This is a genomic window from Streptomyces ochraceiscleroticus (assembly GCF_000720485.1).
Classification (GTDB): Bacteria; Actinomycetota; Actinomycetes; order Streptomycetales; family Streptomycetaceae; genus Streptomyces; species Streptomyces ochraceiscleroticus.
Map to the genome: position 1 here is coordinate 54,558 of NZ_JOAX01000014.1, position 24,540 is coordinate 79,097.

At 71.6% G+C, this 24,540-nt stretch carries 23 protein-coding genes; 5 read left to right on the top strand and 18 right to left on the bottom strand.

Features of this window, described 5'->3' with window-relative positions:
• Window positions 1–54: 54 nt before the first annotated feature.
• Window positions 55–1,167 (top strand): DUF5937 family protein, encoded by a 1,113-nt coding sequence (locus IG84_RS0118945; protein WP_031058475.1) that lies wholly within the window; start codon window positions 55–57, stop codon window positions 1,165–1,167.
• A gap of 8 nt (window positions 1,168–1,175) precedes the next feature.
• Here IG84_RS0118945 and IG84_RS0118950 read toward each other — a convergent pair whose 3' ends face one another.
• From IG84_RS0118950 to IG84_RS0118960, 3 genes are all read right to left on the bottom strand, one after another.
• Window positions 1,176–1,601 carry a DnaJ family domain-containing protein gene (locus IG84_RS0118950; protein WP_031058478.1) on the bottom strand — a complete coding sequence of 142 codons (426 nt, stop codon included), beginning with the start codon at window positions 1,599–1,601 and terminating at the stop codon, window positions 1,176–1,178.
• Window positions 1,602–1,684: 83 nt separating this feature from the next.
• Window positions 1,685–2,368: a response regulator gene (locus tag IG84_RS0118955; protein ID WP_031058481.1), complete on the bottom strand. Its 684-nt coding sequence runs from the start codon at window positions 2,366–2,368 to the stop codon at window positions 1,685–1,687.
• A gap of 62 nt (window positions 2,369–2,430) precedes the next feature.
• Window positions 2,431–3,636 carry a sensor histidine kinase gene (locus IG84_RS0118960; protein ID WP_031058485.1) on the bottom strand — a complete coding sequence of 402 codons (1,206 nt, stop codon included), beginning with the start codon at window positions 3,634–3,636 and terminating at the stop codon, window positions 2,431–2,433.
• A gap of 121 nt (window positions 3,637–3,757) precedes the next feature.
• Between IG84_RS0118960 and IG84_RS0118965 the strand changes: the two genes are divergently transcribed.
• Together IG84_RS0118965 and IG84_RS0118970 are read left to right on the top strand one after the other, a co-directional pair.
• Window positions 3,758–4,822, top strand: coding sequence for an SAM-dependent methyltransferase (locus tag IG84_RS0118965; protein WP_037800571.1), 1,065 nt, complete (start codon window positions 3,758–3,760; stop codon window positions 4,820–4,822).
• The gene (locus IG84_RS0118970) at window positions 4,819–5,961 is read left to right on the top strand and encodes an NADH-quinone oxidoreductase subunit D (protein WP_031058488.1); all 1,143 of its coding nucleotides are present in this window, start codon (window positions 4,819–4,821) and stop codon (window positions 5,959–5,961) included. The genes IG84_RS0118965 and IG84_RS0118970 overlap by 4 nt, the downstream gene beginning before the upstream one ends.
• A gap of 205 nt (window positions 5,962–6,166) precedes the next feature.
• Here the strand turns inward: IG84_RS0118970 and IG84_RS40720 are convergent, their stop codons facing one another.
• The 4 genes from IG84_RS40720 to IG84_RS0118990 form a co-directional block, all read right to left on the bottom strand.
• Window positions 6,167–7,498: a cell division protein ZapB gene (locus IG84_RS40720; protein WP_107053916.1), complete on the bottom strand. Its 1,332-nt coding sequence runs from the start codon at window positions 7,496–7,498 to the stop codon at window positions 6,167–6,169.
• A gap of 64 nt (window positions 7,499–7,562) precedes the next feature.
• Window positions 7,563–8,516 carry an ABC transporter substrate-binding protein gene (locus IG84_RS0118980; protein WP_031058490.1) on the bottom strand — a complete coding sequence of 318 codons (954 nt, stop codon included), beginning with the start codon at window positions 8,514–8,516 and terminating at the stop codon, window positions 7,563–7,565.
• A gap of 183 nt (window positions 8,517–8,699) precedes the next feature.
• Window positions 8,700–9,425, bottom strand: a complete 726-nt coding sequence (locus tag IG84_RS0118985; RefSeq protein WP_051861989.1) for an ABC transporter permease — start codon at window positions 9,423–9,425, stop codon at window positions 8,700–8,702.
• Window positions 9,426–9,428: 3 nt separating this feature from the next.
• Window positions 9,429–10,184, bottom strand: coding sequence for an ABC transporter permease (locus IG84_RS0118990; RefSeq protein ID WP_031058495.1), 756 nt, complete (start codon window positions 10,182–10,184; stop codon window positions 9,429–9,431).
• A 177-nt stretch (window positions 10,185–10,361) separates the two neighbouring features.
• Between IG84_RS0118990 and IG84_RS0118995 the strand changes: the two genes are divergently transcribed.
• Window positions 10,362–11,522 carry an ABC transporter ATP-binding protein gene (locus IG84_RS0118995; protein WP_031058497.1) on the top strand — a complete coding sequence of 387 codons (1,161 nt, stop codon included), beginning with the start codon at window positions 10,362–10,364 and terminating at the stop codon, window positions 11,520–11,522.
• Window positions 11,523–11,684: 162 nt separating this feature from the next.
• Here IG84_RS0118995 and IG84_RS0119000 read toward each other — a convergent pair whose 3' ends face one another.
• From IG84_RS0119000 to IG84_RS0119025, 6 genes are all read right to left on the bottom strand, one after another.
• Window positions 11,685–12,167 carry a DUF3180 domain-containing protein gene (locus IG84_RS0119000; protein WP_031058500.1) on the bottom strand — a complete coding sequence of 161 codons (483 nt, stop codon included), beginning with the start codon at window positions 12,165–12,167 and terminating at the stop codon, window positions 11,685–11,687.
• 166 nt (window positions 12,168–12,333) lie between these two features.
• Window positions 12,334–12,927, bottom strand: a complete 594-nt coding sequence (gene folK, locus IG84_RS0119005; RefSeq protein ID WP_031058503.1) for a 2-amino-4-hydroxy-6-hydroxymethyldihydropteridine diphosphokinase — start codon at window positions 12,925–12,927, stop codon at window positions 12,334–12,336.
• Complete coding sequence (folB, locus tag IG84_RS0119010; RefSeq protein WP_031058505.1) at window positions 12,924–13,283, bottom strand: dihydroneopterin aldolase; 360 nt, start codon at window positions 13,281–13,283, stop codon at window positions 12,924–12,926. The genes folK and folB overlap by 4 nt, the downstream gene beginning before the upstream one ends.
• Window positions 13,284–13,643: 360 nt before the next feature.
• Window positions 13,644–14,132, bottom strand: a complete 489-nt coding sequence (locus tag IG84_RS0119015; protein WP_030260354.1) for a nuclear transport factor 2 family protein — start codon at window positions 14,130–14,132, stop codon at window positions 13,644–13,646.
• A gap of 149 nt (window positions 14,133–14,281) precedes the next feature.
• Window positions 14,282–15,163 carry a dihydropteroate synthase gene (folP, locus tag IG84_RS0119020; protein ID WP_078649025.1) on the bottom strand — a complete coding sequence of 294 codons (882 nt, stop codon included), beginning with the start codon at window positions 15,161–15,163 and terminating at the stop codon, window positions 14,282–14,284.
• A 156-nt stretch (window positions 15,164–15,319) separates the two neighbouring features.
• On the bottom strand, window positions 15,320–17,167 hold the full coding sequence (locus tag IG84_RS0119025; protein ID WP_031058512.1) for a phosphatidylglycerol lysyltransferase domain-containing protein: 1,848 nt from the start codon (window positions 17,165–17,167) through the stop codon (window positions 15,320–15,322).
• Window positions 17,168–17,322: 155 nt separating this feature from the next.
• On the opposite strand from IG84_RS0119025, the gene IG84_RS0119030 reads away from it, so the two are divergent.
• Window positions 17,323–18,441, top strand: coding sequence for an alpha/beta hydrolase (locus tag IG84_RS0119030; protein WP_031058514.1), 1,119 nt, complete (start codon window positions 17,323–17,325; stop codon window positions 18,439–18,441).
• A gap of 19 nt (window positions 18,442–18,460) precedes the next feature.
• Here IG84_RS0119030 and folE read toward each other — a convergent pair whose 3' ends face one another.
• The 5 genes from folE to IG84_RS0119055 form a co-directional block, all read right to left on the bottom strand.
• A complete protein-coding gene (gene folE / locus IG84_RS0119035; protein ID WP_031058515.1) occupies window positions 18,461–19,066 on the bottom strand; it encodes a GTP cyclohydrolase I FolE in 606 nt (201 codons plus the stop codon).
• A 117-nt stretch (window positions 19,067–19,183) separates the two neighbouring features.
• Window positions 19,184–21,199, bottom strand: coding sequence for an ATP-dependent zinc metalloprotease FtsH (gene ftsH / locus IG84_RS0119040; protein WP_031058517.1), 2,016 nt, complete (start codon window positions 21,197–21,199; stop codon window positions 19,184–19,186).
• A 270-nt stretch (window positions 21,200–21,469) separates the two neighbouring features.
• Entirely contained in the window at window positions 21,470–22,009 is a 540-nt protein-coding gene (gene hpt / locus IG84_RS0119045) for a hypoxanthine phosphoribosyltransferase (protein ID WP_031058519.1), read from the bottom strand.
• Between the two features lie 87 nt (window positions 22,010–22,096).
• Window positions 22,097–23,110: a tRNA lysidine(34) synthetase TilS gene (gene tilS / locus IG84_RS0119050; RefSeq protein ID WP_031058521.1), complete on the bottom strand. Its 1,014-nt coding sequence runs from the start codon at window positions 23,108–23,110 to the stop codon at window positions 22,097–22,099.
• A 254-nt stretch (window positions 23,111–23,364) separates the two neighbouring features.
• Window positions 23,365–24,516 (bottom strand): zinc-dependent metalloprotease, encoded by a 1,152-nt coding sequence (locus tag IG84_RS0119055; RefSeq protein WP_031058523.1) that lies wholly within the window; start codon window positions 24,514–24,516, stop codon window positions 23,365–23,367.
• Window positions 24,517–24,540: the final 24 nt, after the last annotated feature.

Below are 24,540 nucleotides of genomic sequence, written 5' to 3' on the forward strand. Positions count from 1 at the left end.
ATGGGCGTACCGGGCCGGCGACGGCGCGTACGCACAGGGGAGGAACACGTGGGGATCCAGATCGACATCACCGGCCTGCCGGAGGAGCGCCTCGTCTTCGCCCCCTCGCCGCTGGCGGAGCTCGGTACCGCGCTGCACGCGCTCACCGAGCCCGGCCACCACCCCGGGCTGCACGGCTGGACCACGGCGACCTGTGCCGCGTTCAAGCCGGACCTCGCCGACCGGCTGCACGAGGCGGACTTCCTGTGGGGGCCGACCTTCTCCGACATCTCGATGCCGTTCGCGGCGCTCGCCGACACCCACGGCATGCCCGGCGCGACCCTCGCCGAGGACCTGGACCTGCTCGACCGGCTGGACGACGAGCTGTACGTCGCGGCGGCGCTGGAGATCTCCTGCGCCAGCCTCTACAGCCGGGGCGGCCCCTCGCCACTGGTCGACGCGGAGGCGCGGCACCAGGCGCTGGAGCGTGCGGTGGCGCGCGGCCCGCGCCAGGCGGAGTTCGCGCGCCGGCTGCTGGCCGACCCGCCTGCCGTACGGGCCTGGATACGCCGCTTCTTCGAGGACTGCGACCAGGCGTTCTTCGCGGACGTCTGGCAGCGGGTCCGCGTGCAACTGGCGGCCGACGCCCGGCACAAGACCGAGGTGCTGCGCCGCAAGGGCCTGGCCGACGCGCTCACGGAGGTGTCCACGGCCCTCGCGGTGGACGAGGAGCAGCGCCGCATCACGGTCGACAAGCTGAGCAACGGCCGGACCACCGCCGTGGACCCGGAGGTCGGCGCCGGGCTGACGTTCGTCCCGACCTCCTTCGGCTGGCCGCACCTGATGGTGCTGCACGCGCCGGGCTGGCGGCCGGTGATCCACTACCCGGTGGCCGCGCCCGAGCTGTCCCGTACGGCCTCCGTGGAGCTGCTCCAGCAGCGCCTGGAGGCGCTGGCGCACCCGGTGCGCATCCGGATCTGCCGCAATCTCGCCCGGACCGCGTACAGCACCGGCGAACTCGCCGCGGAGCAGGGCATCACCGCGCCCGAGGTCTCCCGGCACCTGGGCGTCCTGAAGAAGGCGGGCCTGATCCAGACCCGCCGCCGCGGCCGGTACGTCCTGCACCAGCTCGACCTCCAGGTCGTCGCCCGGCTGGGCAGCGACTTCCTGGAGGGGGTACTGCGCTGACGCGCCGCCTACGGGTCCTGCCGCTGCCGCATCCGTTCGCGTACGGCCGTCCGCCAGTCTTCGACGACCTCCTCCGGGTCGTACGGCGTGAGGCCCAGCGGCGGGCCCGGCCGCGGGTTCTTCAGCGCCTCGCGGATCTTGTCGTTGAGGTCCGCCACGATGCGCCGCGCCTCGCGCTCGGAGCGGGCGCCGCGCGCCGCGGCGAGCGCGTCCTCCGCCTCCTTGCGCAGCGCGAGCGTGGGCGGGAGGTAGGACACGTTCTCCCGCGCCATCTTGTCCCGGACCCACCACAGCTCGTCGTACGGCTTGTTGAGGCCCTTCAGGGGCTTCCCCGCCCCGGGCAGATCGTCGAACTCGCCCCGCTCGGCGGCTTCCCTGATCTGCCGGTCGACCCAGGTCTCGAAGCTGACGCCCGGTGGCTTGCGGTCGGTCACGGTGCGCTCCCTGGGAGGTAGGAGACAACGGTCCTTCGTTACAGCGTCACAGCGTTACAGCGGTCCTTCGTACAGCGGTCCTTCTATGATGCGCCGCCGCCCGCCCGCACCAGGCCCGTTTCGTACGACAGTACGACCGCCTGGACGCGGTCCCGCAGTTCGAGCTTGGTGAGGATGCGGCCCACGTGCGTCTTGACCGTGGCCTCGGACAGCACCAGCCGGGCGGCGATCTCGCCGTTCGACAGCCCCTGCGCGACCAGCAGCAGCACCTCGCGCTCCCGCTCGGTGAGCCGCCGCAGCTCCGGGCGGCCCTCCTGCGGCGCGGCCGACGGCAGCATCGGCGTGAAGCGGTCCAGCAGACGGCGGGTGGTGGACGGCGCGACCACCGCGTCACCGCTGTGCACCGCGCGGATCGCCCCCAGCAGCTCGTCCGGCGGCACGTCCTTGAGCATGAAGCCGCTGGCCCCGGCCTTGAGCGCGGAGAACGCGTACTCGTCCAGGTCGAAGGTGGTCAGAATGAGCACCTTCGGGGCGTCCTCGGCCGTCCCGTCCGCGCAGATCCGCCGGGTGGTCTCCACGCCGTCCAGGTTCGGCATCCGCACGTCCATGAGGATCACGTCGACCCGGGTGGACCGCAGCACCTCGAGGGCGGCCACGCCGTCGCCCGCCTCCGCGACGACCTCCATGTCCGGCTGGGCCGCCAGCACCATCCGGAAGCCGGTGCGCAGCAGCACCTGGTCGTCGACGAGCATCACGCGGATCGTCATGGCGGGGTCCGTCCCTTCGGGGCATTCGGTCAACAGGATGTGGTGGCGCGCGCCCAAGTGCCCTAACGCGCCGGTGTGAGCGGCAGCACGGCGCTGATACGGAAGCCGCCGCCCGGCCGCGGCCCCGCGTCCAGGCTGCCGCCGACCATACCGACGCGTTCCCGCATGCCGATGAGGCCGTGGCCCTGCCCGTCGGCGCCGCCTTCCTCGTACAGCTCGTGCTGCGCGCCCCGGCCGTCGTCCTCGACGAGCAGCTCCAGGCGCTCCTCCCCGTAGACGAGGCGCACCGTCGCACCGACGCCCGGCCCGCCGTGCTTACGGGTGTTGGTCAGCGCCTCCTGGACGATGCGGTACGCGGTCAGCTCCACGCCGCTGGGCAGCGGTCGCTCCCGGCCGCCGACCGTGAACTCCACCGGCAGGCCCGCGCCACGCACCTGCTCCACGAGGTCGGCGAGCTGTTCGACACCGGGCTGCGGCACGTACTCGCCGCCCTCGGCCCCCTCGCCGGTCCGCAGCACGCCGAGCAGCCGGCGCATCTCGGCGAGCGCCTGCCGGCCGGTGCCGGAGATGGTCTCCAGCGCCTGCTGGGCCTGCTCGGGCGCGGACTTCAGTACGTAGGCGGCACCGTCGGCCTGCACCACCATCACCGAGACGTTGTGCGCGACGACGTCGTGCAGCTCGCGGGCGATCCGGGCGCGCTCGGCCGCCACCGCCATCCGCGACTGCGTGGCGCGCTCCTTCTCCAGCCGCGACGCGCGCTCCTCCAGTTGCGCCCAGTAGGCACGCCGGGTGCGCAGCGAGTCGCCCATCACCCAGGCCAGGACGAACGGGACGGTCAGGAAGACGACGACGACCACGTCCTGCCACACCGTGTAGTACGGGTCGGGCTGGTGCCAGCGGAGCCTGGACAGGACCGGCGCGAGGATGCCGCCGGCCAGCGCGTACCAGGAGGCCCAGCGGACGTTCCCGTACGCGACGGTGTAGATGATCACCAGCATCGCGAAGTCCGCCGGGTTCGGCTCCACATCGAAGGCCACTTGCGCGATGCCCGCGAGCGTCGCCAGCAGCAGCATCTTCAGCGGCGCCTTGCGGCGCAGCGCGACGACCGTGCACAGCGCGAGGACGACCAGCACCCCGACGGCGCGCTGGAGGGAGCCGGTGAGTATGTCGGAGACCAGCCACAGGCTGCAGAACGCGAGCAGCAGCAGCGCCCAGAAGGTGTCCACACCGGTCGGGTGCCTGCGGAAGAAGTCGTAGAGACGCTGCACGTCACCCAGCGTAGGCAGCGCGTATAGGTGTACGGGTCAACCGAAGGAGCGATCCTGGGCGCGCGCCCTACTCCCCAAGGTGGATGCCGGACGGCACCCCGCTCGCCCGTACGGTGGGGCGGTGACGAACGAGTGGTGCGGCTGGCGGGACGCGACGGAACGGGCGCTGTACGGGCCCGGCGGCTTCTACACGCGCGCGGACGGCCCCGGGCCCGCCGGACACTTCCGCACCTCGGTGCACGCCTCGCGGCAGTACGCGGGCGCCGTGGCGACGCTCGTGGAGCGCGTGGACGAGGCGCTGGGGCGTCCGGAGCGGCTGGACGTCCTGGACGTCGGAGCGGGGCGTGGGGAGCTGCTGAGCGGGGTCCTGGCGGCGCTGGACGCCTCGGTCGCCGCCGACGGCGGACGGGCGGCCGGTGAGCTGCCCGGGCGGGTGCGCGCGTACGCCGTCGAGAAGGCGCCCCGCCCCGAAGGGCTCGACCCCCGCATCACCTGGCTCGCCGAGCTGCCCGCCCCGGGGACGCTCACCGGGCTGCTCTTCGCCAACGAGTGGCTGGACAACGTCCCGGTGGACGTCGCCGAGACGGACCCGGAGGGCGTGGTGCGCCGCGTACTCGTACGCGCGGAGGACGGCGCGGAACGGCTCGGCGAGCCGGTGACGGGTGAGGACGCGGCGTGGCTGGCGGAGTGGTGGCCCACCGGCGGCCCGACGGACGGGGACGGCGGGCCGGGCTTCCGGGCCGAGATCGGGCGGCCGCGGGACGCGGCGTGGGCGCGGGCGGTACGGACGCTGCGCCGCGGGTTCGCCGTGACCGCCGACTACGCGCACGTACGGGAGGCCCGCCCCCCGTACGGCACGCTCACCGGCTTCCGAGACGGCCGCGAGGCCGCCCCCGTACCGGACGGCAGCCGCGACATCACCGCGCACGTCGCGCTGGACGCCTGCGCGGCGGCCGGCGGCACCGGGGCGCTGCTGCTCACCCAGCGGGCCGCGCTGCGCGCCCTGGGCGTCGACGGCAGCCGGCCGCCGCTGGCCCTCGCGACCACCGATCCGGCCGCCTATCTGCGGGCCCTCAGCGGTGCCGGCGAGGCCGCCGAGCTGACCGACCCGGGCGGCCTCGGGGCCTTCCACTGGCTGGTCCAGCCGGTCGGCCTGCCGGCCGGAGCTGTCAGACTGTCCCCATGACGGAGACGATGGTCGGTATTGGCGGTGCGGCGGAGAGCACGGACATGGTGCTCAACATCGGGCCCCAGCACCCCTCCACGCACGGAGTGCTGCGGCTGCGCCTGGTACTGGACGGCGAGCGCATCAGCCACGCCGAACCGGTGATCGGTTATATGCACCGGGGCGCGGAGAAGCTCTTCGAGGCACGCGACTACCGCCAGATCATTGTGCTCGCCAACCGCCACGACTGGCTGTCGGCGTTCTCCAACGAGCTCGGCGTCGTGATGGCCGTCGAACGGATGCTCGGCATGGAGGTCCCGGAGCGGGCGGTGTGGACGCGCACGCTCCTGGCCGAGCTGAACCGCGTACTGAACCACCTGATGTTCCTCGGGTCCTACCCCCTGGAGCTGGGCGGGATCACCCCGGTCTTCCATGCCTTCCGCGAGCGCGAAGAGCTGCAGAACGTCATGGAGCAGCTCTCCGGCGGCCGGATGCACTACATGTTCAACCGCGTCGGCGGCCTCAAGGAGGACCTGCCGGCCGGCTGGCTCGGCCGCGCCCGGCACGCGGTGTCCGAGGTCCGCTCCCGTATGGACGTCTTCGACCGCCTCGTCCTCGGCAACGAGATCTTCCGCGGCCGGACCCGCGGGGTCGGCGTGCTGACCCCGGAGGCGGTGCACGCGTACGGCGTCTCCGGACCCATCGGCCGCGCCTCGGGCGTCGACTTCGACCTGCGCCGCGACGAGCCGTACCTGGCCTACGGGGAGCTACAGGACACCCTGAAGGTCGTCACCCGCACCGAGGGCGACTGCCTGGCCCGCTTCGAGGTGCTGCTGGAGCAGACGCACAACGCGCTCGACCTGGCCGACGCCTGCCTGGACCGGATGGCGGAGCTGGCCCCGGGGCCGATCAACCAGCGGCTCCCGAAGGTGCTCAAGGCCCCCGAGGGCGCGACGTACGCCTGGACCGAGAACCCGCTCGGCATCAACGGCTACTACCTGGTCTCCAAGGGCGAGAAGACCCCGTACCGCCTCAAGCTCCGCTCCGCCTCGTTCAACAACATCCAGGCCCTGACGGAGCTGCTCCCCGGCACGCTGGTCGCCGACATGGTCGCCATCCTGGGCTCACTGTTCTTCGTGGTGGGCGACATCGACAAGTGACGGTCGGGTCCGGGGTGACGGGCGGGGCGTGATCCGCTGTACGCGGGGTAGCGCGCGGGCCAACACCAACAGGGTCGTCCACAGGGTGTGGATAACTTTCACGCCCGACGACGCACGCGAAAAACGCCCGCACCGGTCGATGACCGGTGCGGGCGTTTCTCTTGCCTGCTCTTCGTGCTGCTAGCTGTGCCGCTTACTGGGTGACTTACTGGGCGGCCGCGCTGCGGAGCTCCACGACATCGATCTGTTCGGTCTCGTCGTGCGCGGTCAGGTCGATGACCTCGCCGGCGGCGGGCTCACCGGCAGTGGCCTCATCGGAGGCTTCCGGCGCGGTCTCGTCGCGTGCCTCGTCGCGCGTCTCGGGCTCGGCCTCCGGGGCGGCCTGCTGCGCGGCCTCCGGGGCGGACTGCTGGGCGGGCTGCTGCGTGGTCTGACGGGCCGCCGCGCGGGCCGACTGTTCGGCCACCGCCTCGTCGCCCACCACGTCCGCCAGATCCTCCTCCAGCGGCGCTGCGGGTCCCTCCTTGGGTGCGGTGCCCATGCCCGTACCGAAGAAGTCGAAGCCGCCGGTCGTCCGCGAGGCGGGCCGGTGCTGCGCGCTGAGCGGCGCGACCGCGGCGGCCGGCACCGGGCGCAGCGCGGGGGCGCCCTCGGCCGTCGCACGGACCTGCGCGGCGGCGCGGGCCTGTTCGGCGGCGCGCTGCCGCTCCGCCCGCTCCCGCTCCGCACGGTGGGCGGCGTCGCGGCGGGCGGCCTCCTGCCGAACGGCGCTCTCGTTCAGCCGCAACAGCGCCTCGTCCGCCTTGCGGAAGTCACGCGCGGTGGGAGCCGCGGAGGCACCACGGCCGACAGCGGCAGCCGGAGAGGCGGCGCGACCGGCGGCACCGGGAGCCGCGGATATGGCGGCGTCCGAGCCCGTGGCCGGGCGAGCGTCGGCGCGGCCGGGGGCGGCGGCCGGCGTGCCGGGCGTGATGGCGGCCGCCGTCGTGCCGTCGGCGACAGGGCCGACGGCCGCGGGCCGAACGGCCGTCAGGCCCGGTACCGGCACGGCGCCGCCCGCCGTCAGCTCCCGCGCCGGGGCCGTGGCCTCGATCGCGAGCCGGCGGCGGCCCTCCAGCGCGCTGGCCCGCTCGGTCTCGGCCGTGGCGTACCGGCGCAGCAGCGCGGCGTGTTCATTGCGCAGCCGGGCCAGCTCCGCGCGCTTGGCGCGCAGTTTGGTCTCCAGCGCGGCCCGGATCTCCCGGGCCTCCTCGACGTCCGTCTCCAGTTCGGCGACGCGCTCCTCGGTCCGCCACTCGTCGCGCACCCGCGCGCGGGTGAGTTCGGCGACCCGCTTGCCGGCCGTACGGTCCCAGCTGCGGGCCAGCACGGCGCCGCCGACCGCGGCGACGGCCGCGGCGGCGACCAGGACCCGGAGCACCAGCGCATCGCCGACCAGCCAGGCACCGCCGGCGCAGGCAATTGACGCACCGGCGACCGTCGTAGGGGGAAGAAGCCGGTGCAGGGGTGGGGAATGGCGATGGCGTCCTCGTGGCATGGCCTGAAATTTACCGTGCGTACGAGGCTGGTGGGGCCCCACCCTGCAATCCGTTTCCCGCTGGTTACTTCTTGAGCAGGTCCTTCTCCTTCAGATAGGCCGTCGCGACATCCGCCGGCTTGCGCCGGTCGGCATCGACCTGGCGGTTCAGCTCGATCAAGTCCTTCGTCGTGAGCACCTTCGTGAGCTTGCCGAGCGCACTCGCCAGGGCGCTGTCGCCAGCGCTCTTCGCATTCACCACCGGCAGCACATTCTCGGCGTTCTGCAGGTGCTTGTCGTCCTTGAGGAGCACCAGCCCGAAGCTGCCCAGCGTGGCGTCCGTCGTGGTGGTCAGCACCAGTTGGTCCGTGCCGTCCTTGACCGCCTGCTTGGCCTGCACCGTGCCCACGCCCTTGGGGTCGATGCCCGTCACGGCTATGCCGTACGTCTTCTTCAGGCCCGGCAGGCAGTACGGCCTGGTCTCGCACTCCTCGCCCGCCGCGAGCTTCACCTTCTGCTTCGACGCGCCAAGGTCCGAGAGGGTCTTCAGCTTGTGCTTCGCGGCGAATTCCTTGGTGACCGCGAAGGCGTTCTGGTCCGTCGCCGCGCCGTGCGGGAGAACCTTCAGTCCGCGCGGCTCGGCGAGCTTCTTCAGTGCCGCGACGGTCTCGTCCGCGTCGTTGGACGCGACCGACTTCGCCTTGGCGCCGTTCTCCTTGGCGTTGAGAAAATCGGCGAGCGTGGAGGCGTATTCCGGAACGACATCGATCTCGCCCTTCTCCAGGGCCGGTTCGTAGAGCTCGCGATTCTTCAGCGTCTGCACGGACGTCTTGTACCCGGCATTGGAAATGATCTTGGAATAGAGCTCGGCGAGCACCTGGGACTCGGTGAATCCCGCGGAACCCACGACGATCGTGCCCTTGCCGCCCGCGCTCTTGCCGCCCTTTTCCTCCAGGCTCTGGCCGCCGCACGCGGACAGCCCGGCGCCCAGCGCCAGCACCGTCCCCGCGACGAGGGCCGTCCGCGCGGTACGCGACATGCTGTTCATCGGTTTCACCATCCAGTCGTCAATGCGGTCACCGGTCGGGCACCGGCCGGTCTTGAAGTCGAGCAGGCAGCCTTGAAGTCGAGCAGGGAGTACAGCAGAGGGGAGCGAGTACAGCAGAAGGGCGGCCCGACGTCTGTACCTCGCGCGGTACACACCGCTGCCCCTGACGCCCGCTCAGACGGCCGCCGCGTCCTTGCGGGCCGCCCGTATGCCCCGGCGGACCGTGCGCGCCGGGCGCTTGCCCCGCATCGGGTCGCACAGCCGCTCCACCGCCACCAGCACCGCCTCGACGAGCAGCGCCAGCCCCGCGACCAGCACCGCGCCCGCCACCACCTGAGGGGTGTCGTAGTTGCCGAAGCCCGCCGTGATGATCCGGCCGAGGCCCCCGCCGCCGGCCAGCGCGGCGAGCGTCACCGTCGCCACGACCTGCACCGACGCCGACCGCAGCCCCGTCATGATCAAGGGGTACGCCAGCGGCAGCTCCACCCGGAGCAGCAGCTGAGGGCCGGACATGCCCATCCCCCGGGCCGCCTCCACCACATCGCGGTCGGCCTCCCGCATCCCGACGTACGCGTTCGTCAGCAGCGGCGGCACCGCGAACAGCACCAGCGCCACGATCGTCGGCCAGTCCCCCGCCCTGCCCAGCGGACTGAGCGTCAGCAGCACCAGTACCGCGAAGGTCGGCACCGCGCGGCCGACGTTGGCGAGATTGACCGCCAGCGCCCCGCCCTTGCCGATGTGGCCCAGATACAGCGCCACCGGCAGCGCCAGCAGACAGGAGATGATCAGGCACACCACGCTGAGCTGCACATGCTGGCCCAGGCGGTGCCATACGCCGTTCTCCCCCGCCCAGTTCGCCGCGGAGCCCAGCCAGTCCCACGCGCCCGTGATCGCGTCCATCGCTCAGGCCACCGCCTTCCGCTCGCGCCCGGTCCGGCGTATCCCACCGGCCCCGTCCCGCGCCCGCCGCGTCCGGTCGGCCCGGGTCCAGGGCGTCAACGCCCGCTGCAGGCCCACCAGCAGCAGATCGGCGATCAGCGCCAGCAGCACGCACAGCACGGATGCCGTGAGCACCTCGGCCTTGAAGAAGCCCTGCATGCCGCTGTCGATGAGATTGCCCAGGCCGCCGAAGCCGACGACCGCGCCGATCGTCGTCATCGCCACCGTCGAGACCGTGGCGATCCGCAGCCCCGCCATCAACGCGGGCAGCGCCAGCGGCAGTTCGACCTGGAAGAGCAGCCGCAGCGGGCCGTACCCCATCCCGCGGGCCGCCTCGCGCACCTCCGTGGGGACCGCCTGCAGGCCCGCGAGGATGTTCCGCACCAGGATCGTCAGGGAATAGAGCACCAGGCCCGTCACGACCACGGCGGCCGAGACCCCGAACACCGGGGTCAGCAGCGCGAACATGGCCAGCGACGGGACCGTGTACAGAATCGTCGTCAGGCCGAGCACCGGCCCGGCCGCGCCGCGCCGCTGCCGGGCGAGCAGCGCCAGCGGGAACGCCACCAACAGGCCGATGGCCACGGAGAGGACGGTGATCCAGACGTGCTGAACGGTGGCGTCCACCAGCTCCTGGCCACGGCTGCGGACGTACTCGCCGCAGATCCAGTCGTTCGCCTGCAGGCAGTTGCGCGGGCTCGGGGCCGCGCTCACGTACATACTCGCGACCGTGCTCATGGGCGTGCTCACGCCACGTCACCTCCCCCGTCCGCTCGCTCACAAATCCGGTGACTGTCTGCGACCTTATCCCCCGCCACTGACAATCGGACCGGACCGCCATTCACTCGCAACATCCCGTTCATCCCGCCCCGGGCGGACCGACGACAATGGGGAAGCATGATCCGTTTCGAGCACGTCACCAAGCGCTACGCGGACGGCACCACCGCCGTCGACGACCTCTCGTTCGAGGTCGCTGAGGGCGAGCTCGTCACGCTCGTCGGCCCGTCCGGGTGCGGCAAGACCACGACCATGAAGATGGTCAACCGCCTGATCGAGCCGAGCGGCGGCCGCATCTTCCTGGACGGCGCCGACATCGCCACCGTCGACCCGGTCGAGCTGCGCCGGCGCATCGGATACGTCATCCAGCAGATCGGGCTCTTCCCGCACAAGACCGTGCTGGACAACACCGCCACGGTCCCGCACCTGCTCGGCCGGCCCCGCAAGCAGGCCCGCGCCCGGGCCGCAGAACTCCTCGACCTGGTCGGCCTGGACCCGTCCGTGTACGGCGACCGGTACCCGGAACAGCTCTCCGGCGGCCAGCGCCAGCGCGTCGGCGTGGCCCGCGCGCTCGCCGCCGATCCGCCCGTGCTGCTGATGGACGAGCCGTTCGGTGCCGTGGACCCGGTCGTCCGTGAGCATCTGCAGACGGAGTTCCTGCGGCTGCAGTCCTCGCTGCGCAAGACAGTCCTCTTCGTGACGCACGACATCGAGGAAGCGGTACGGCTCGGCGACCGCATCGCCGTCTACGGGGCCGGACGCATCGAACAGTTCGACACTCCGGCAACGGTGCTGGGCGCGCCCGCGACACCGTACGTAGCGGAGTTCGTGGGCGCCGACCGGGGGCTGAAGCGGCTGTCCGTCACCCCCATCGAGACCGGCGACCTCGAGCAGCCGCCGGTCATCCACCTCGACGACCCCGTGGGGCGCGCGCTGGCCGGGATGACGGCGGACGGCGCCCGCTGGGCGGTCGTGCTGGACCACGAGGACCGGCTGCACGGCTGGGTCGCGGCGGACACCCTCGCACTCGCCGAGGAGGGCACGGTCCGGGAGCACGCGCGGCGCATGGAGGCGTGGCTGCCGGTCGGGGCGCCCCTGAAACAGGCGTTCAGCACGATGCTGCAGCACGACGCGGGCTGGATCGCCGTACTGGACGGCGACCGCTTCCTCGGCGTCCTCACCCCGGGCCGCCTCCACGAGGCCCTGCGCCGCTCGACCACGGCGGACGCGGCGAAGATCGCCCGCGCGGACGTGGACCTGGAGTCGGTACTGGACGCATGACGCGAAGAAGACGGACGGACCGGGCAAAGGGGACGCGGGCGCTGCGCTTACAGGTGCAGCTCACCACTCCCCCACCCCGGGGGTTACCCAAGGGCGGCCGCCGACGCACCCGAGCGGCCTCGGGTGCACTCGAAAGGGGCTTCGCAGGCTTCAGGCGGCCCGCTACGCGGCCGCCGCCCCCGCCTCGTCGTCATCGTCCGGGAGCTTGCAGACGCGTTCCAGGAAGACGGCGGCGGCCACCACCGCCAGGCCGGCGAGGACCGCCAGGCCCGCGTACACCGTCTGGTCCGTGCGTCCCTGGGCCGCGGAGCCCGAGGTCAGCAGGAAGACCGCGACGCCGCCGTACAGGCCGCTCACGACCGCGGCGACCAGCGCGCTCGCCTGGCCGAACAGCACGGCCCGCGCGGCCATCATCGGCTCGACGCCCTTCGCACCGGGCACCCGCTCACGCTGGGCCTTCAGCCGGCTGCGCAGCGACAGGGCCGTCGCCGCCAGCACGGCCGCGATCAGCGCCAGCACGATCGGGGCCGCCAGCGGCACGCTGGGCAGGCTGCCGAGCGCGTCCCACAGCCGGGCGCCGGCCCAGGCCAGTACGCCTGCCACCACGAACAGCCCGACCAGCACCTTGATCCGTAGCTGCTTCACCGAGCTCTTCGCCCCTCACACCGTCCTGGCCACGCGCCCGCGCGGACGCGCCGGCCGTCATGTCCACCGGACACCATCATGATCCCTGCACCGGTCCCCCGAGGGCCGTAGGGCGTGTCCGATGGGTCTCCGCGGCGACCCATCGGACACGCCCTAGGGCCAACGATCACTCCGGCAGCCGCAGTTCCAGGTCGGCGCGCGGCGCGATGCCGCTCCGGCCCAGGACCTCCAGCAGCTCGGCCACCGGGCCGTGCCCGGGGACCTTGGCCTCGGGGTCGACGTCGTGCCACGGCACGAGGACGAAGGCGCGCTCGTGGGCGCGCGGGTGCGGCAGGGTGAGCACCGGGTCCTCGGAGACGACGTCCTGGTACGCGACGATGTCGACGTCGATCGTGCGCGGGCCCCAGCGCTCGTCGCGCACCCGCTCGAACGCCTCCTCGATGGCGTGGCCGCGCTCCAGGAGCGAGGAGGGCGGCAGCGTGGTCTTCAGCAGGACCACGGCATTGAAGTACGTCGGCTGGGAGCCCGGCTCCACGCCCCACGGCTCGGTCTCGTACACCGGTGAGACGGCCTTCACGCGCACGCCGGGGGTGTCCTCCAGCGCGTCGATGGCGCCCTGCAGCGTCTCCAGGCGGTTGCCCAGATTGCTCCCCAGGGAGATCACCGCGCGTTTGGGGTTGGTGAGCGTCACGTCCGCCGCGTCGACCTGCTCCACCACGGAGGCGGGCACCGGCTGCACGGTCGGGTCACTGCTGGTCATACTCGGCTCCGGGTGATGGTGATGGTCACGTCGTCAAAGGGGACCGTGATCGGGGCATCGGGCTTGTGGACGACGACCTCGACCTCCTCCACCCCCTGGTGCTTGAGGCATTGGGCGGCGATCCGCTCCGCGAGCGTCTCGATGAGGTCGACCGGCTCGCCCTCGACGATCGCCACGACCTCCTCCGCCACGACTCCGTAGTGCACGGTCTTCGCGAGGTCGTCGGTCGCCGCCGCCGGCCGGGTGTCCAGGCCGAGCACCAGGTCCACGACGAACGCCTGGCCCGCCTCGCGTTCCTGGGCGAACACGCCGTGGTGGCCCCGGGCCTTCAGCCCGCGCAGCGCGACACGGTCCACGCGAATCACTCCCACTGGTTACCACTGATCGTCGGATTACCGGGCACGCACCGGACATCGTCCGGAACACCACCCGGTCATCGAATTTACCTGCGAGCACTGACAGCGCTCGCCCACGGGGGCCATGGACGGCACCCCGCACAGCTGCTGCACAGCCGAGTCCCCGTCCGCGCGGCCATTTACCCCACGGCCCCGTGCTCCACCCCTACCCCGACACGACTTGGCTCGAACGAGTGCTCCCCCAGCCACCCCGCTGACCCCGGCCGCTGACCCCGGACACGGTATCCGCCCATGTCAGCGCGGTGCACGCGGCTGTTCAAAAGTCTCAGCATGCGGCGTCGCCGCCCGCCGAGACGTGCCTCACAGGCCGCCCGGCAGCCCGCCCACGCCGTCGTCCTCGTCCTCGGGGCCGTCCTCGTCGTCCTCGTCGTCCCGGTCGGCGAGCACCGGCGAACCGTGGTGCGACCACACCCGCCAGCCGTCCTCCGTGCGCCGGAAGACGTTGGTCGCCACGACGAGCTGGCCGATCAGCGGGCCCACCGAGCCGTCCTCCTCGGCCGGGCCGCCGCTGAGGATGTTCTCCGTGCAGGTCACCAGCGCGGTGTCGGCCACCACGTCGATCTCCACATCGGTGAGGAAGAACTGGATGTACTCGGTGTTCGCCATGATCAGCGCATAGGAGCGCAGCACCTCGCTGCGGCCGCGCAGCACCGGCCAGCCAGGGTGCACCACGCTCACCTGGCCGTCCAGCCACAGCTCGGACATCGCCTCGTGATCCCCGCGCTCGATGGCCTCGTAGAACGCGGTATTGGCCTGCTCCACCAGCTCGATGTCCGTACGTGGGCTCAAACCGCTCACACCGCTCCCGTCATGTTCCTCGTGCATACTTCGCGTCTTTATGGGCGTGCACAGGTACGTGCACGCATACGGGCTCCGCGCCCCCGTCACCGGGCACGCCGCGCGCCATCTGGCTGCCCTGTGCCCTGCCGGGCCCCGTTCTACGCCGTGCGCCGGGCCGCGGAACCGGCGGCCTCCACGGCGCGTGCGACCCGCACCGCGTCGGCGCTCGCCCGCACTTCATGCACGCGGACCGCCCAGGCGCCTTCGCGCGCCGACAGGGCGGTGACCGCCGCCGTCGCCGCGTCCCGCTCCCGCGCCGGCGGCACCGAGGCGGACGCGCCGGCACCGGCCAGCACCCGGCCCAGGAACCGCTTCCGGGAGGCGGCCACCAGCAGCGGCCGGCCCAGCTCGTGCAGCCGCTCCAGGCCCGCGACCAGCTCCAGGTCGTGATCGGCCTGCTTGGCGAAGCCCAGCCCCGGGTCGATCACGATGCGCTCCGGGTCGATGCCCCCGGCGACCGCACGGTCCATCGACACCCGAAGCTCGGAAACGACCTCGCCGACGACGTCGCGGTAGACCGCCCGGTCGTTCATGTCGACGGACTGGCCGCGCCAGTGCATCACCACGAACGGCGCGTGCGCCGCAGCCACCACCGGGATCATCGCCGGGTCGGCGGCGCCCGCGCTCACGTCGTTCACCAGATGCGCGCCCGCCTGCAGCGACTGCTCGGCGACAGAGGCCCGCATGGTGTCGACGGAGATCACCACGCCGGCCGCCGCCAGCTCCCGTACGACCGGGATGACGCGGCGCAGCTCCTCGGCCTCGTCCACCCGCGCGGCACCGGGCCGGGTCGACTCGCCGCCCACGTCCACCAGGTCGGCCCCCTGGGCCACCAGGTCCAGGCCGTGCTTGACCGCGAGCTCGGTGTCGAACCAGTCGCCGCCGTCGGAGAACGAGTCGGGGGTCACGTTGACCACGCCCATGACCGCGCACCGGTCCCACTCGGGAAGACCGGCCACCCGGCCACGCAAAGTACTCATACATCCAGCCTAGGCGCTGTGGCCGGGCGGCTCGCCCCACGCACCGCGCGTACCTGGGCGAACGCGGACGTATGGGTACACCTGTACGTCCGCGTACGTACCCGTTCGCCGGCTCCCCCGCCGGCCCGGCCGCCACCGCGCCCGCCCCTCGGGCTCTCAGGCGGCCCGCCCGACCGACGTGCCGCGTAGCCTCGAGGTCCGGTGCGCACACGGGCGCGCCACGGGCTCCGGCCGCCGTCGGCGCAGCAGCCGGGGCAGCCCGAGCTGCACGAACCCCTCGGCCTGCATCGCCGCGAAGCCGATCCGCGGCAGGTCTCGGGTGGCCCGGAAGACCACGAAGCGGGGCTCCCAGCGCGGCTGGAACTTGGCGTTGAACTTGTACAGCGATTCGATCTGGAACCAGCGCGAGAGGAACACCAGCAGGCCGCGCCACGTGCGCAGCACCGGCCCCGCGCCCAGCTTCTCGCCGCGGGCCAGTGCCGAGCGGAACATCGCGAAGTTCAGGGAGACCCTGGCCACGTCCAGCTTCGGCGCCGCCTGCAGGGCGGCCACGATCAGCAGCTCGTTCATCCCGGGGTCGGCGCTGCGGTCGCGCCGCATCAGGTCCAGCGACATCCCGTCCGCCCCCCACGGCACGAAGTGCAGTACGGCCTTCAGGTCGCCGTACGGGCCCGGCACCTCGCCCTCCTCGGGTGCGCGGTGCGCCGTGGCGATCACCGCGTCGCCGTCCCGGGGATCGCCGATCCGGCCCAGCGCCATCGAGAAGCCGCGCTCGGTGTCGGTGCCCCGCCAGCCGTCCGCGGCCCGCTGGACCGCCTCGACCTCCTCCGGGGACAGCTCGGCCACCCGGCGCACCTGGGTCTCGTACCCGTTGCGTTCGATGCGCTTGACCATCTGCCGTACGTTGCGCATCGCGCGCCCGGAGAGCGTGAAGTCCGCCACGTCCACGATGGCCTCGTCGCCCAGCTCCAGCGCGTCCAGGCCGGTCTCGCGGGTCCACACCTCGCCGCCGGTCTCGGAGCAGCCCATCACCGCGGGCGTCCAGGAGTGCGCCCGCGCCTCCTCCATGAAGCGCTCGATCGCACCCGGCCACGCCTCGACGTCCCCAATGGGGTCACCGCTGGCCAGCATCACCCCGGAGACCACGCGGTAGCAGACCGCCGCCTTGCCGCTGGGCGAGAAGACCGCGCCCTTGTCGCGGCGGAGCGCGAAGTGGCCGAGGGAGTCCCGGCTGCCGTGCCGGGCCAGCAGCTCCCGCAGCCGGTCCTCGTCCTCCGCCGTGAGCCGCGCTGCCGGCTGCTCGGGCCGGAAGGCGAGGTACGCGGTGGTCGCCAGGGTCAGCAGGCCGAGCGCACCGAGCGAGTAACCGACCGTGTAGTCGACGTGATGGGTGTACGCCACGGGTCCCTCGAAGCCGAACAGGCCCCACACGACGTGCTGCAGCTGCGCCCAGACCGTCGGATCACCGACGGTGCGGTGCGGATGGGAATTGACGATCACCATGCCGAGGGCGACGCTCACACCGCCCAGCACGACGAAGTTCAGCAGCGCCTTCCAGCGGCTGCGCGGGTCCGGCAGCGCCGCGAACTCCCGGCGGTGCCGCACCAGATAGGCCAGCAGCGCCAGCGAGAGCACCGCTCCGATGACGGAGTGGCGGTACGCGAACTGCGCCGCCGCGCCCACCGGGAGCAGCGTCACCGCGGCGATCCACACCCGCCGCTTGCGCCGCTTCAGGCCGTGCGCCAGCAGCAGGAGCAGCAGGCCCACCACGACCGAAGCGGCCGCGGCCAGCGGGCTCACCGCGCCGGGCAGCACCTCCGCCATGGCGTGCATGCGGCTGTGCCGGATGCGTGGGAACACGCCGGACGCCAGGTTCAGCAGACCGATCAGCGTGCAGGCCGTACCGACCGCCGTGGGCACCGCCTCCGGGCGCGGTCCCCGCACCCAGCGTGCGGGACGCCACGCAACCACTCCGGACTTTTCGCCATCTAGCCTGTCAGACATCACTTTCCCGTCGCCCGCTCCTCAAGCCGCCTGACCTTCAGAACGCGGAGCATCAAGTCGCCACTACGTGGACAATTCGCGCTGTAGGACGGCACTTCAGGGCCCGGGGTTCCATCAGGCGACCGGACCGCCCGGTCGCCCGGCAGGAAGTGGACATGGACCTCACCAGTAAGACCGTGCTGGCGCTCACCGTGCTGATAGCGGTGGCTCTCTTCGCCTCCACCGTGCTCCTGTGGCCGCGCCTGGCAGACCGTACCTGGCGTGCCGTGACAGGCCGAATCGGCCTGCTACTGGCGACCCAACTGACCCTTTTTGCCTCGGTCGGTCTCGCCGTCAACAACGCTTTCGGCTTCTACGCGTCCTGGGCCGACCTCTTCGGCCAGGAGCACCAGACCGGTGTCGTGGTCGACCACACGACCGGCCCGGGCGGCACCGACCTGAAACGACAGGGTGTGGAGCGGACCGGCCTGCCGCACGACAACCGCCGCGCCGACGTCGCCGGCCGGCTGGACAAGGTCCTGATACGGGGCGAAGCCACCGGCATCACCAGCCCCGCGTACGTCTACCTGCCGCCGGAGTACTTCCAGCCCCGGTACGCCCACCGGCACTTCCCCGCGGCCGTCGTACTCACCGGCTATCCGGGCACCGCCGAGGCGCTCTACACCAAGCTGCACTACCCGCAGACCGAGCGCCGGCTGGTCGCGAAGGGCAGGATGCAGCCGACCGTCCTGGTCATGCTCCGCCCGACCGTCGCCCCGCCACGCGACACGGAGTGCATGGACATACCGGGCGGCCCGCAGACCGAGACGTTCTTCACCAAGGAGCTGCGCGCGGACATCGCGGCGCACTACCGCACCGGTACGGCCGCCCGGAGCTGGGGCGTGATGGGCGACTCCACGGGCGGCTACTGCGCCCTGAAGATGACCATGCGCCACCCGGAGGCGTACTCCACGGCCGCCGCCCTCTCCGGCTACTACAAGGCGCCCCTGGACCCCACCACCGGCGACCTCTTCGCCGGCAACGCGCAGCTACAGCGCGAGAACAACCTGCTGTGGCGGCAGCGCCACCTGCCCGCGCCGCCGGTGAATCTCCTGGTCACCACCAGCAAACAGGGCGAGACGAACTACGCGGACACGATGCGCTTCATACAGGGCACCAAGGCCCCGACCCGCATCTCCTCCATAGTCCTGGAAAGCGGCGGCCACAACTTCAACACCTGGCGCCGAGAAATCCCGGCAGCCCTCGCCTGGCTGGCGGGCCGCCTCGACACGTGACCCGCACCGACCTGTCCGCTTACCGAGCCAGAATCAGGCTCATCGCCTCCGCGCGCGTAGCCGCGTCGCGGAGCTGGCCGCGGACAGCCGAGGTCGTCGTCTTGGCGCCGGGCTTACGGACACCCCGCATGGTCATGCACATGTGCTCGCACTCGACCACGACGATCACGCCGCGCGGCTCCAGTATCTCCATCAGAGAATCCGCGATCTGCGTGGTCAGCCGCTCCTGGACCTGCGGGCGGCGGGCGAAGACGTCCACCAGCCGGGCCAGCTTGGACAGCCCGGTGATCTTGCCGTCGGTCGACGGAATGTAGCCGACGTGCGCGACACCGACGAACGGCACCAGGTGATGCTCGCAGGAGGACATCACCTCGATGTCCTTGACCAGCACCATCTCGTCATGACCGAGGTCGAAGGTCGTCGTGAGAACGTCCTCCGGCTTCTGCCAGAGGCCACCGAATATCTCCTTGTACGCCCGCGCCACCCGCGCCGGCGTCTCGAGGAGGCCCTCGCGGTCCGGGTCCTCACCGACCGCGATCAAGAGTTCGCGTACGGCGTTCTCGGCCCGCTTCTCGTCGAACTCGCGGATCTTGCCTTCGCCGTCCAGCGTCACCGGGTCGGTCATTTCGTGCCTCGTTCCGTCTTTCACCCCGCTACGAACCGCGGAATGCCGCGTCCCCCAGGCTAGAACCTGGGGGACGCGGCATTCATTCCGGGGCCGCTGTGGCAAGCGGCCGGCCGATCACGCCTCGCTGCTGCCGGAGTCCTCCGGGAGGTCCACCTTCTCCGTGGAGACGGTGGGCGTCGCGGTGACCGCGCCATTGGCCGCGGCCAGCTCCTTGGGCGCGAGCACCGGCGGGCGGGTGGAGGGCGTACGCCGTGAGGAGCCGGTCCACGCGGGGCGGGACGGGCGCTTCACGATGTGCTTGAAGATCTCCGCGATCTCCTCCTTGCCCAGGGTCTCCTTCTCCAAGAGGGCCAGGACCAGGTTGTCGAGGACGTCGCGGTTCTCGACGAGGATCTCCCACGCCTCGTTGTGCGCGGTCTCGATCAGCTTCTTGACCTCCTCGTCCACCAGGGCCGCGACCTCTTCCGAGTAGTCGCGCTGGTGGGACATCTCGCGGCCCAGGAAGGGCTCGGAGTTGTCGGAGCCGAACTTGATCGCGCCGAGCCGCTCGGTCATGCCGTACTGCGTGACCATCGCGCGGGCCGTGGCGGTCGCCTTCTCGATGTCGTTCGCGGCGCCCGTCGTCGGGTCGTGGAAGACCAGCTCCTCCGCCGCGCGGCCGCCCAGCATGTATGCGAGCTGGTCGAGCATTTCGTTGCGCGTGGTGGAGTACTTGTCCTCGTCCGGGAGCACCATCGTGTAGCCGAGCGCGCGGCCGCGGGACAGGATGGTGATCTTGTGGACCGGGTCGGAGTTCGGTGAAGCCGCCGCGACCAGGGCGTGTCCGCCCTCGTGATACGCGGTGATCTTCTTTTCCTTGTCCGACATGATCCGGGTCCGCTTCTGCGGTCCGGCCACGACCCGGTCGATCGCCTCGTCCAGGAAGTGGTTGTCGATCAGCTTCTTGTCGCTGCGGGCGGTGAGCAGCGCGGCCTCGTTGAGGACGTTGCTCAGGTCCGCGCCGGTGAAGCCGGGCGTACGGCGGGCCACGGCGCTGAGGTCGACGTCTGGCGCGACCGGCTTGCCCTTCTGGTGGACCTTGAGGATCTCCAGACGGCCCTGCATGTCGGGACGGTCGACCGCGATCTGCCGGTCGAAACGGCCCGGGCGCAGCAGCGCCGGGTCCAGGATGTCCGGCCGGTTCGTGGCGGCGATCAGGATGACGCCGCCCTTCACGTCGAAGCCGTCCATCTCGACCAGGAGCTGGTTCAGCGTCTGCTCGCGCTCGTCGTGACCGCCGCCCAGGCCCGCACCGCGGTGCCGGCCGACGGCGTCGATCTCGTCGACGAAGACGATCGCCGGGGCGTTCGCCTTGGCCTGCTCGAAGAGGTCACGGACGCGCGAGGCGCCGACACCCACGAACATCTCGACGAAGTCGGAGCCGGAGATCGAGTAGAAGGGCACGCCCGCCTCGCCCGCGACGGCGCGCGCGAGGAGCGTCTTGCCCGTACCGGGCGGGCCGTACAGCAGTACGCCCTTGGGAATCTTGGCGCCCACGGCCTGGAACTTGGCCGGCTCCTGCAGGAACTCCTTGATCTCATGGAGCTCCTCGACCGCCTCGTCCGACCCGGCGACGTCCGAGAACGTCGTCTTGGGGGTGTCCTTGGTGATGAGCTTGGCCTTGGACTTGCCGAAGTTCATGACCCGGGAGCCGCCGCCCTGCATCTGATTCATCAGAAACAGGAACACGACGACGATCAGGACGAACGGCAGCAGCGAGAGCAGCATGCCCACGAAGGGGCTCTGCTTCTGCGGCGAGACGGTGTAACCGTCCTTGATGTCGCCCGTCTGGTACTTGGACTGCAGGGTCTTGGCCAGGTCCACGCCCTGGTCGCCGATGTAACTCGACTGGATCTTGTCCGAACCCTCGACCTTGTTGCCGCCGGAGAGCTCGACCTTGATCTTCATCTCGTCGCCGGTCGTCAGCTCGGCGGACTTCACCTTGTTGTCCGTGATCGCCTTGACGACCTGACCGGTGTCCACCGTCTTGTAGCCGCCGGACGAACTGACGACCTGCATCAACACGACCACGGCGAGGACGGCCAGCACGATCCACATGACCGGCCCACGGAAGTATCGCTTCACGTCCATCCATACGGAGCCCTAAAGGCCCCGTCCCTCCTGCCACAGTGAGGCACTCCAGCCCTCGGGGAGGTCTGGTCGTGCGTACGGTGTATTACTGGCCCGAAAAAGACTGACCTTCGGACGGTACCCCAGCATTGTCACCCGACGCCGCTGCCCGTGGGGAACAATGCGACTTGGATTCCGCCCTCCCTGCTCCAACGGCGGGAGACCGCTGAGGGTTCCCGCCGTCCGGCAAGAGGCGCTTTCCAGGCCCTGTCCGGCACCGCCGATGAGGCGTCAGCCGCCGTAGACGTGCGGCGCAAGCGTGCCGACGAACGGCAGATTGCGGTACTTCTCGGCGAAGTCCAGGCCGTATCCCACGACGAATTCGTTGGGGATGTCGAAGCCGATCCACTTCACGTCGATGTCGACCTTGGCCGCTTCCGGCTTGCGCAGCAGCGTGCAGACCTCCAGCGAGGCCGGCTCGCGCGAGCCGAGGTTCGACAGCAGCCAGGACAGCGTCAGGCCGGAGTCGATGATGTCCTCGACGATCAGGACGTGCTTGCCCTTGATGTCGGTGTCCAGGTCCTTGAGGATACGGACCACGCCGGAGGACTGGGTGCCCGCGCCGTACGACGACACGGCCATCCAGTCCATCGTGACGGGGGTGGACAGCGCACGTGCCAGGTCCGCCATCACCATCACGGCGCCCTTCAGGACGCCGACGATGAGCAGCTCCTTGCCCGCGTACTCCGCGTCGATCTTCGCGGCCAGCTCGGCCAGCTTCGCGTCGATCTCTTCTTTGGTGATGAGCACCGACTGAAGGTCGGAACCCATGTCCTTGTCGTCCACCCGTGCCACTTTCGCTCGGTTCGGTGTCATTAGACCGTCATCGACTCAGCCGTCCCGGCGGTCCCGCGCGGCTCAGCCCTGCCGGATGACCAGTTTGCCACCCTGGCGTCGCACACCCACCAGCCCGGGGAGGTCGATGGCTCCCTGGCCGCGCCAGGCGGTGATCAGCCGGTCGACCTCCTCGATGTGCCGTGCGAAGAGCGAACCCGCAGGTGAGCCCGCACGCAGCAGGGCCCGGCGGAGCACCCTGCGACGCACCGCAGGGGGGAGCGAGTACAGCGCGGCCACGTCCAGCGCACCGGTGGCATCGGCCACACCGCGCTCGGCCTCGACGGCCCAGGAGTCCAGCGCGTCGGCGTCGTCGCGGGAGAGCTGCGCCGTACGGGCGAGGGCCTCGACGACGCCTTTGCCGAGCGCCTTCTCCAGGGCGGGCAGGCCCTCGTGGCGGAGCCGGGAGCGGGTGTACGAGGGGTCGGTGTTGTGCGGGTCGTCCCAGACGGGCAGCGACTGGATCAGACATGCCTTGCGGGCGGTCTGCCGGTCGATCCCGAGGAAGGGGCGGCGGTAGCGGCCGTCGGTGCCGGAGACGGCGGCCATGCCGGACAGCGAGCGGGTGCCGGAGCCGCGGGCGAGGCCGAGGAGCACGGTCTCGGCCTGGTCGTCGCGGGTGTGGCCGAGGAGGACCGCGTCGGCGCCGTGCCGCCGGGCCGCGTCGTCCAGCGCTGCGTACCGGGCCTCGCGGGCGGCCGCTTCGGGGCCGCCGTCCCTGCCGACCTCGACGGTGACGGCCTCGGCCGGGTCCAGGCGGAGCGATTGCATTCGGAGGACGACCTCGGCGGCCCGGGTGTCGGAGCCCTCCTGGAGGCCGTGGTCGACCGTGACGCCGCCGGCGCGGACGCCGAGGCGCGGGGCTTCGAAGGCGAGGGCCGAGGCGAGTGCCATGGAGTCGGCGCCGCCGGAGCAGGCGGCGAGCACCAGGGGCGGCGGGGCGTCGGGGCCGGACCGCCGGGTGTGGGACGTGAGGACGTCGTGGAGTACGCGGCGGACCGCCAGGCGTATTGCGGCGACCGCTGGATGGGGACCCATGTCCGTTTCCAATCGTTCAGCAGGGGGCCTCGGGCCGGACGGCGGCTGCCGTCCGGCCCACCGGGAGCATCTCGGGGTCGAGCGCCGGGGGATCGCCGGGCGATTCCCGGGGCGGTCACTCAGAGTGTCTCGATGGTGACAGAGATGAGCTGTTACCCGAGCATTGCACGCCTCTCCCCGGGCCACGGTCCCTCAGAAGGGTGATTGAGAGGGCGTTCTTCTGTCCTACCGCGCGTCCACGGCGCCCTGCCTTCCTACGGCGCACCGTCCGCCTTGCGGTGCACCCGCGCGACCCAGTCCGCCGGTTTGGCGATCTCCTGCTTGGTCGGGAGGGTGTTCGGCGAGGTCCACACGCGGTTGAAGCCGTCCATGCCGACCTCGTCGACGACGGCCCTTACGAAGCGCTCGCCGTCCCGGTACTGGCGCAGCTTGGCGTCCAGGCCGAGGAGCTTGCGCAGCGCCTGGTCCAGCCGCCCTGCGCCGCTTGCCCGGCGCTGCTGGAACTTCTCCCTGATCTCCGTCACCGAGGGCACGACCTGCGGGCCGACGCCGTCCATGACGTAGTCGGCGTGCCCCTCCAGCAGGGACATCACGGCCGTCAGCCGGCCGAGGATCTCGCGCTGCGCCTTGGTCTGCACGAGGTCGACGAGGCTGCGGCCGCCCTCGTCCTCGCCGGCCTCGCCCTCGGGCTTGGCCCCGGTCAGCGACTGGGCGGCCTCCCGCAGCCGTTCGAGGAGCGTGCCGGGGTCGATCTCGGTCTCGCCGAGGAACGACTGCACCTCGCCCTCGATGTGGTCGCGCAGCCAGGGCACCGCGGTGAACTGCGTGCGGTGCGTCTCTTCGTGCAGGCAGACCCACAGCCGGAAGTCGTGCGGCGCCACCTCCAGCTCGCGCTCGACGTGGACGATGTTCGGCGCGACGAGCAGCAGCCGGCCGCCGCGGGCGCCCGCGGGCAGGTCCCGGGTGGGCGGCGCGAAGGTCTCGTACTGGCCGAGCACGCGGGAGGCCAGGAAGGACAGCAGCATGCCCAGCTCGACGCCGGTCACCTTGCCGCCGACCGCGCCTATCACCGCGCCGCCGGGGAGCGAGGAGCGGCGCTCCTGCATCTTCTCCAGCAGCGGCTTCAGTACGGCGCGGAAGCCGGCGACGTTGGCGCGGATCCAGCCGGGCCGGTCGACGACCAGTACGGGGGTGTCGTGGGCGGCCGCGCCGCCCTCGCTCCCCGGTGGGGTCATGCGGGTGAACGCGCGCACGTGCTCCTCGGCGGCCTTCGCGTGCCTGCGCAGCTCGGCGACGACCGCGCGGGCCTCGTCGCGGCTCACCTCTGGGCCCGGCCGTACGAAGCGGGACGCGGTCGTCACCGCGAGATTCCAGTCGACCATCTCGGCACCACCGATGCTCGTCATGACTTCACGGTACGGGTGCGCCCG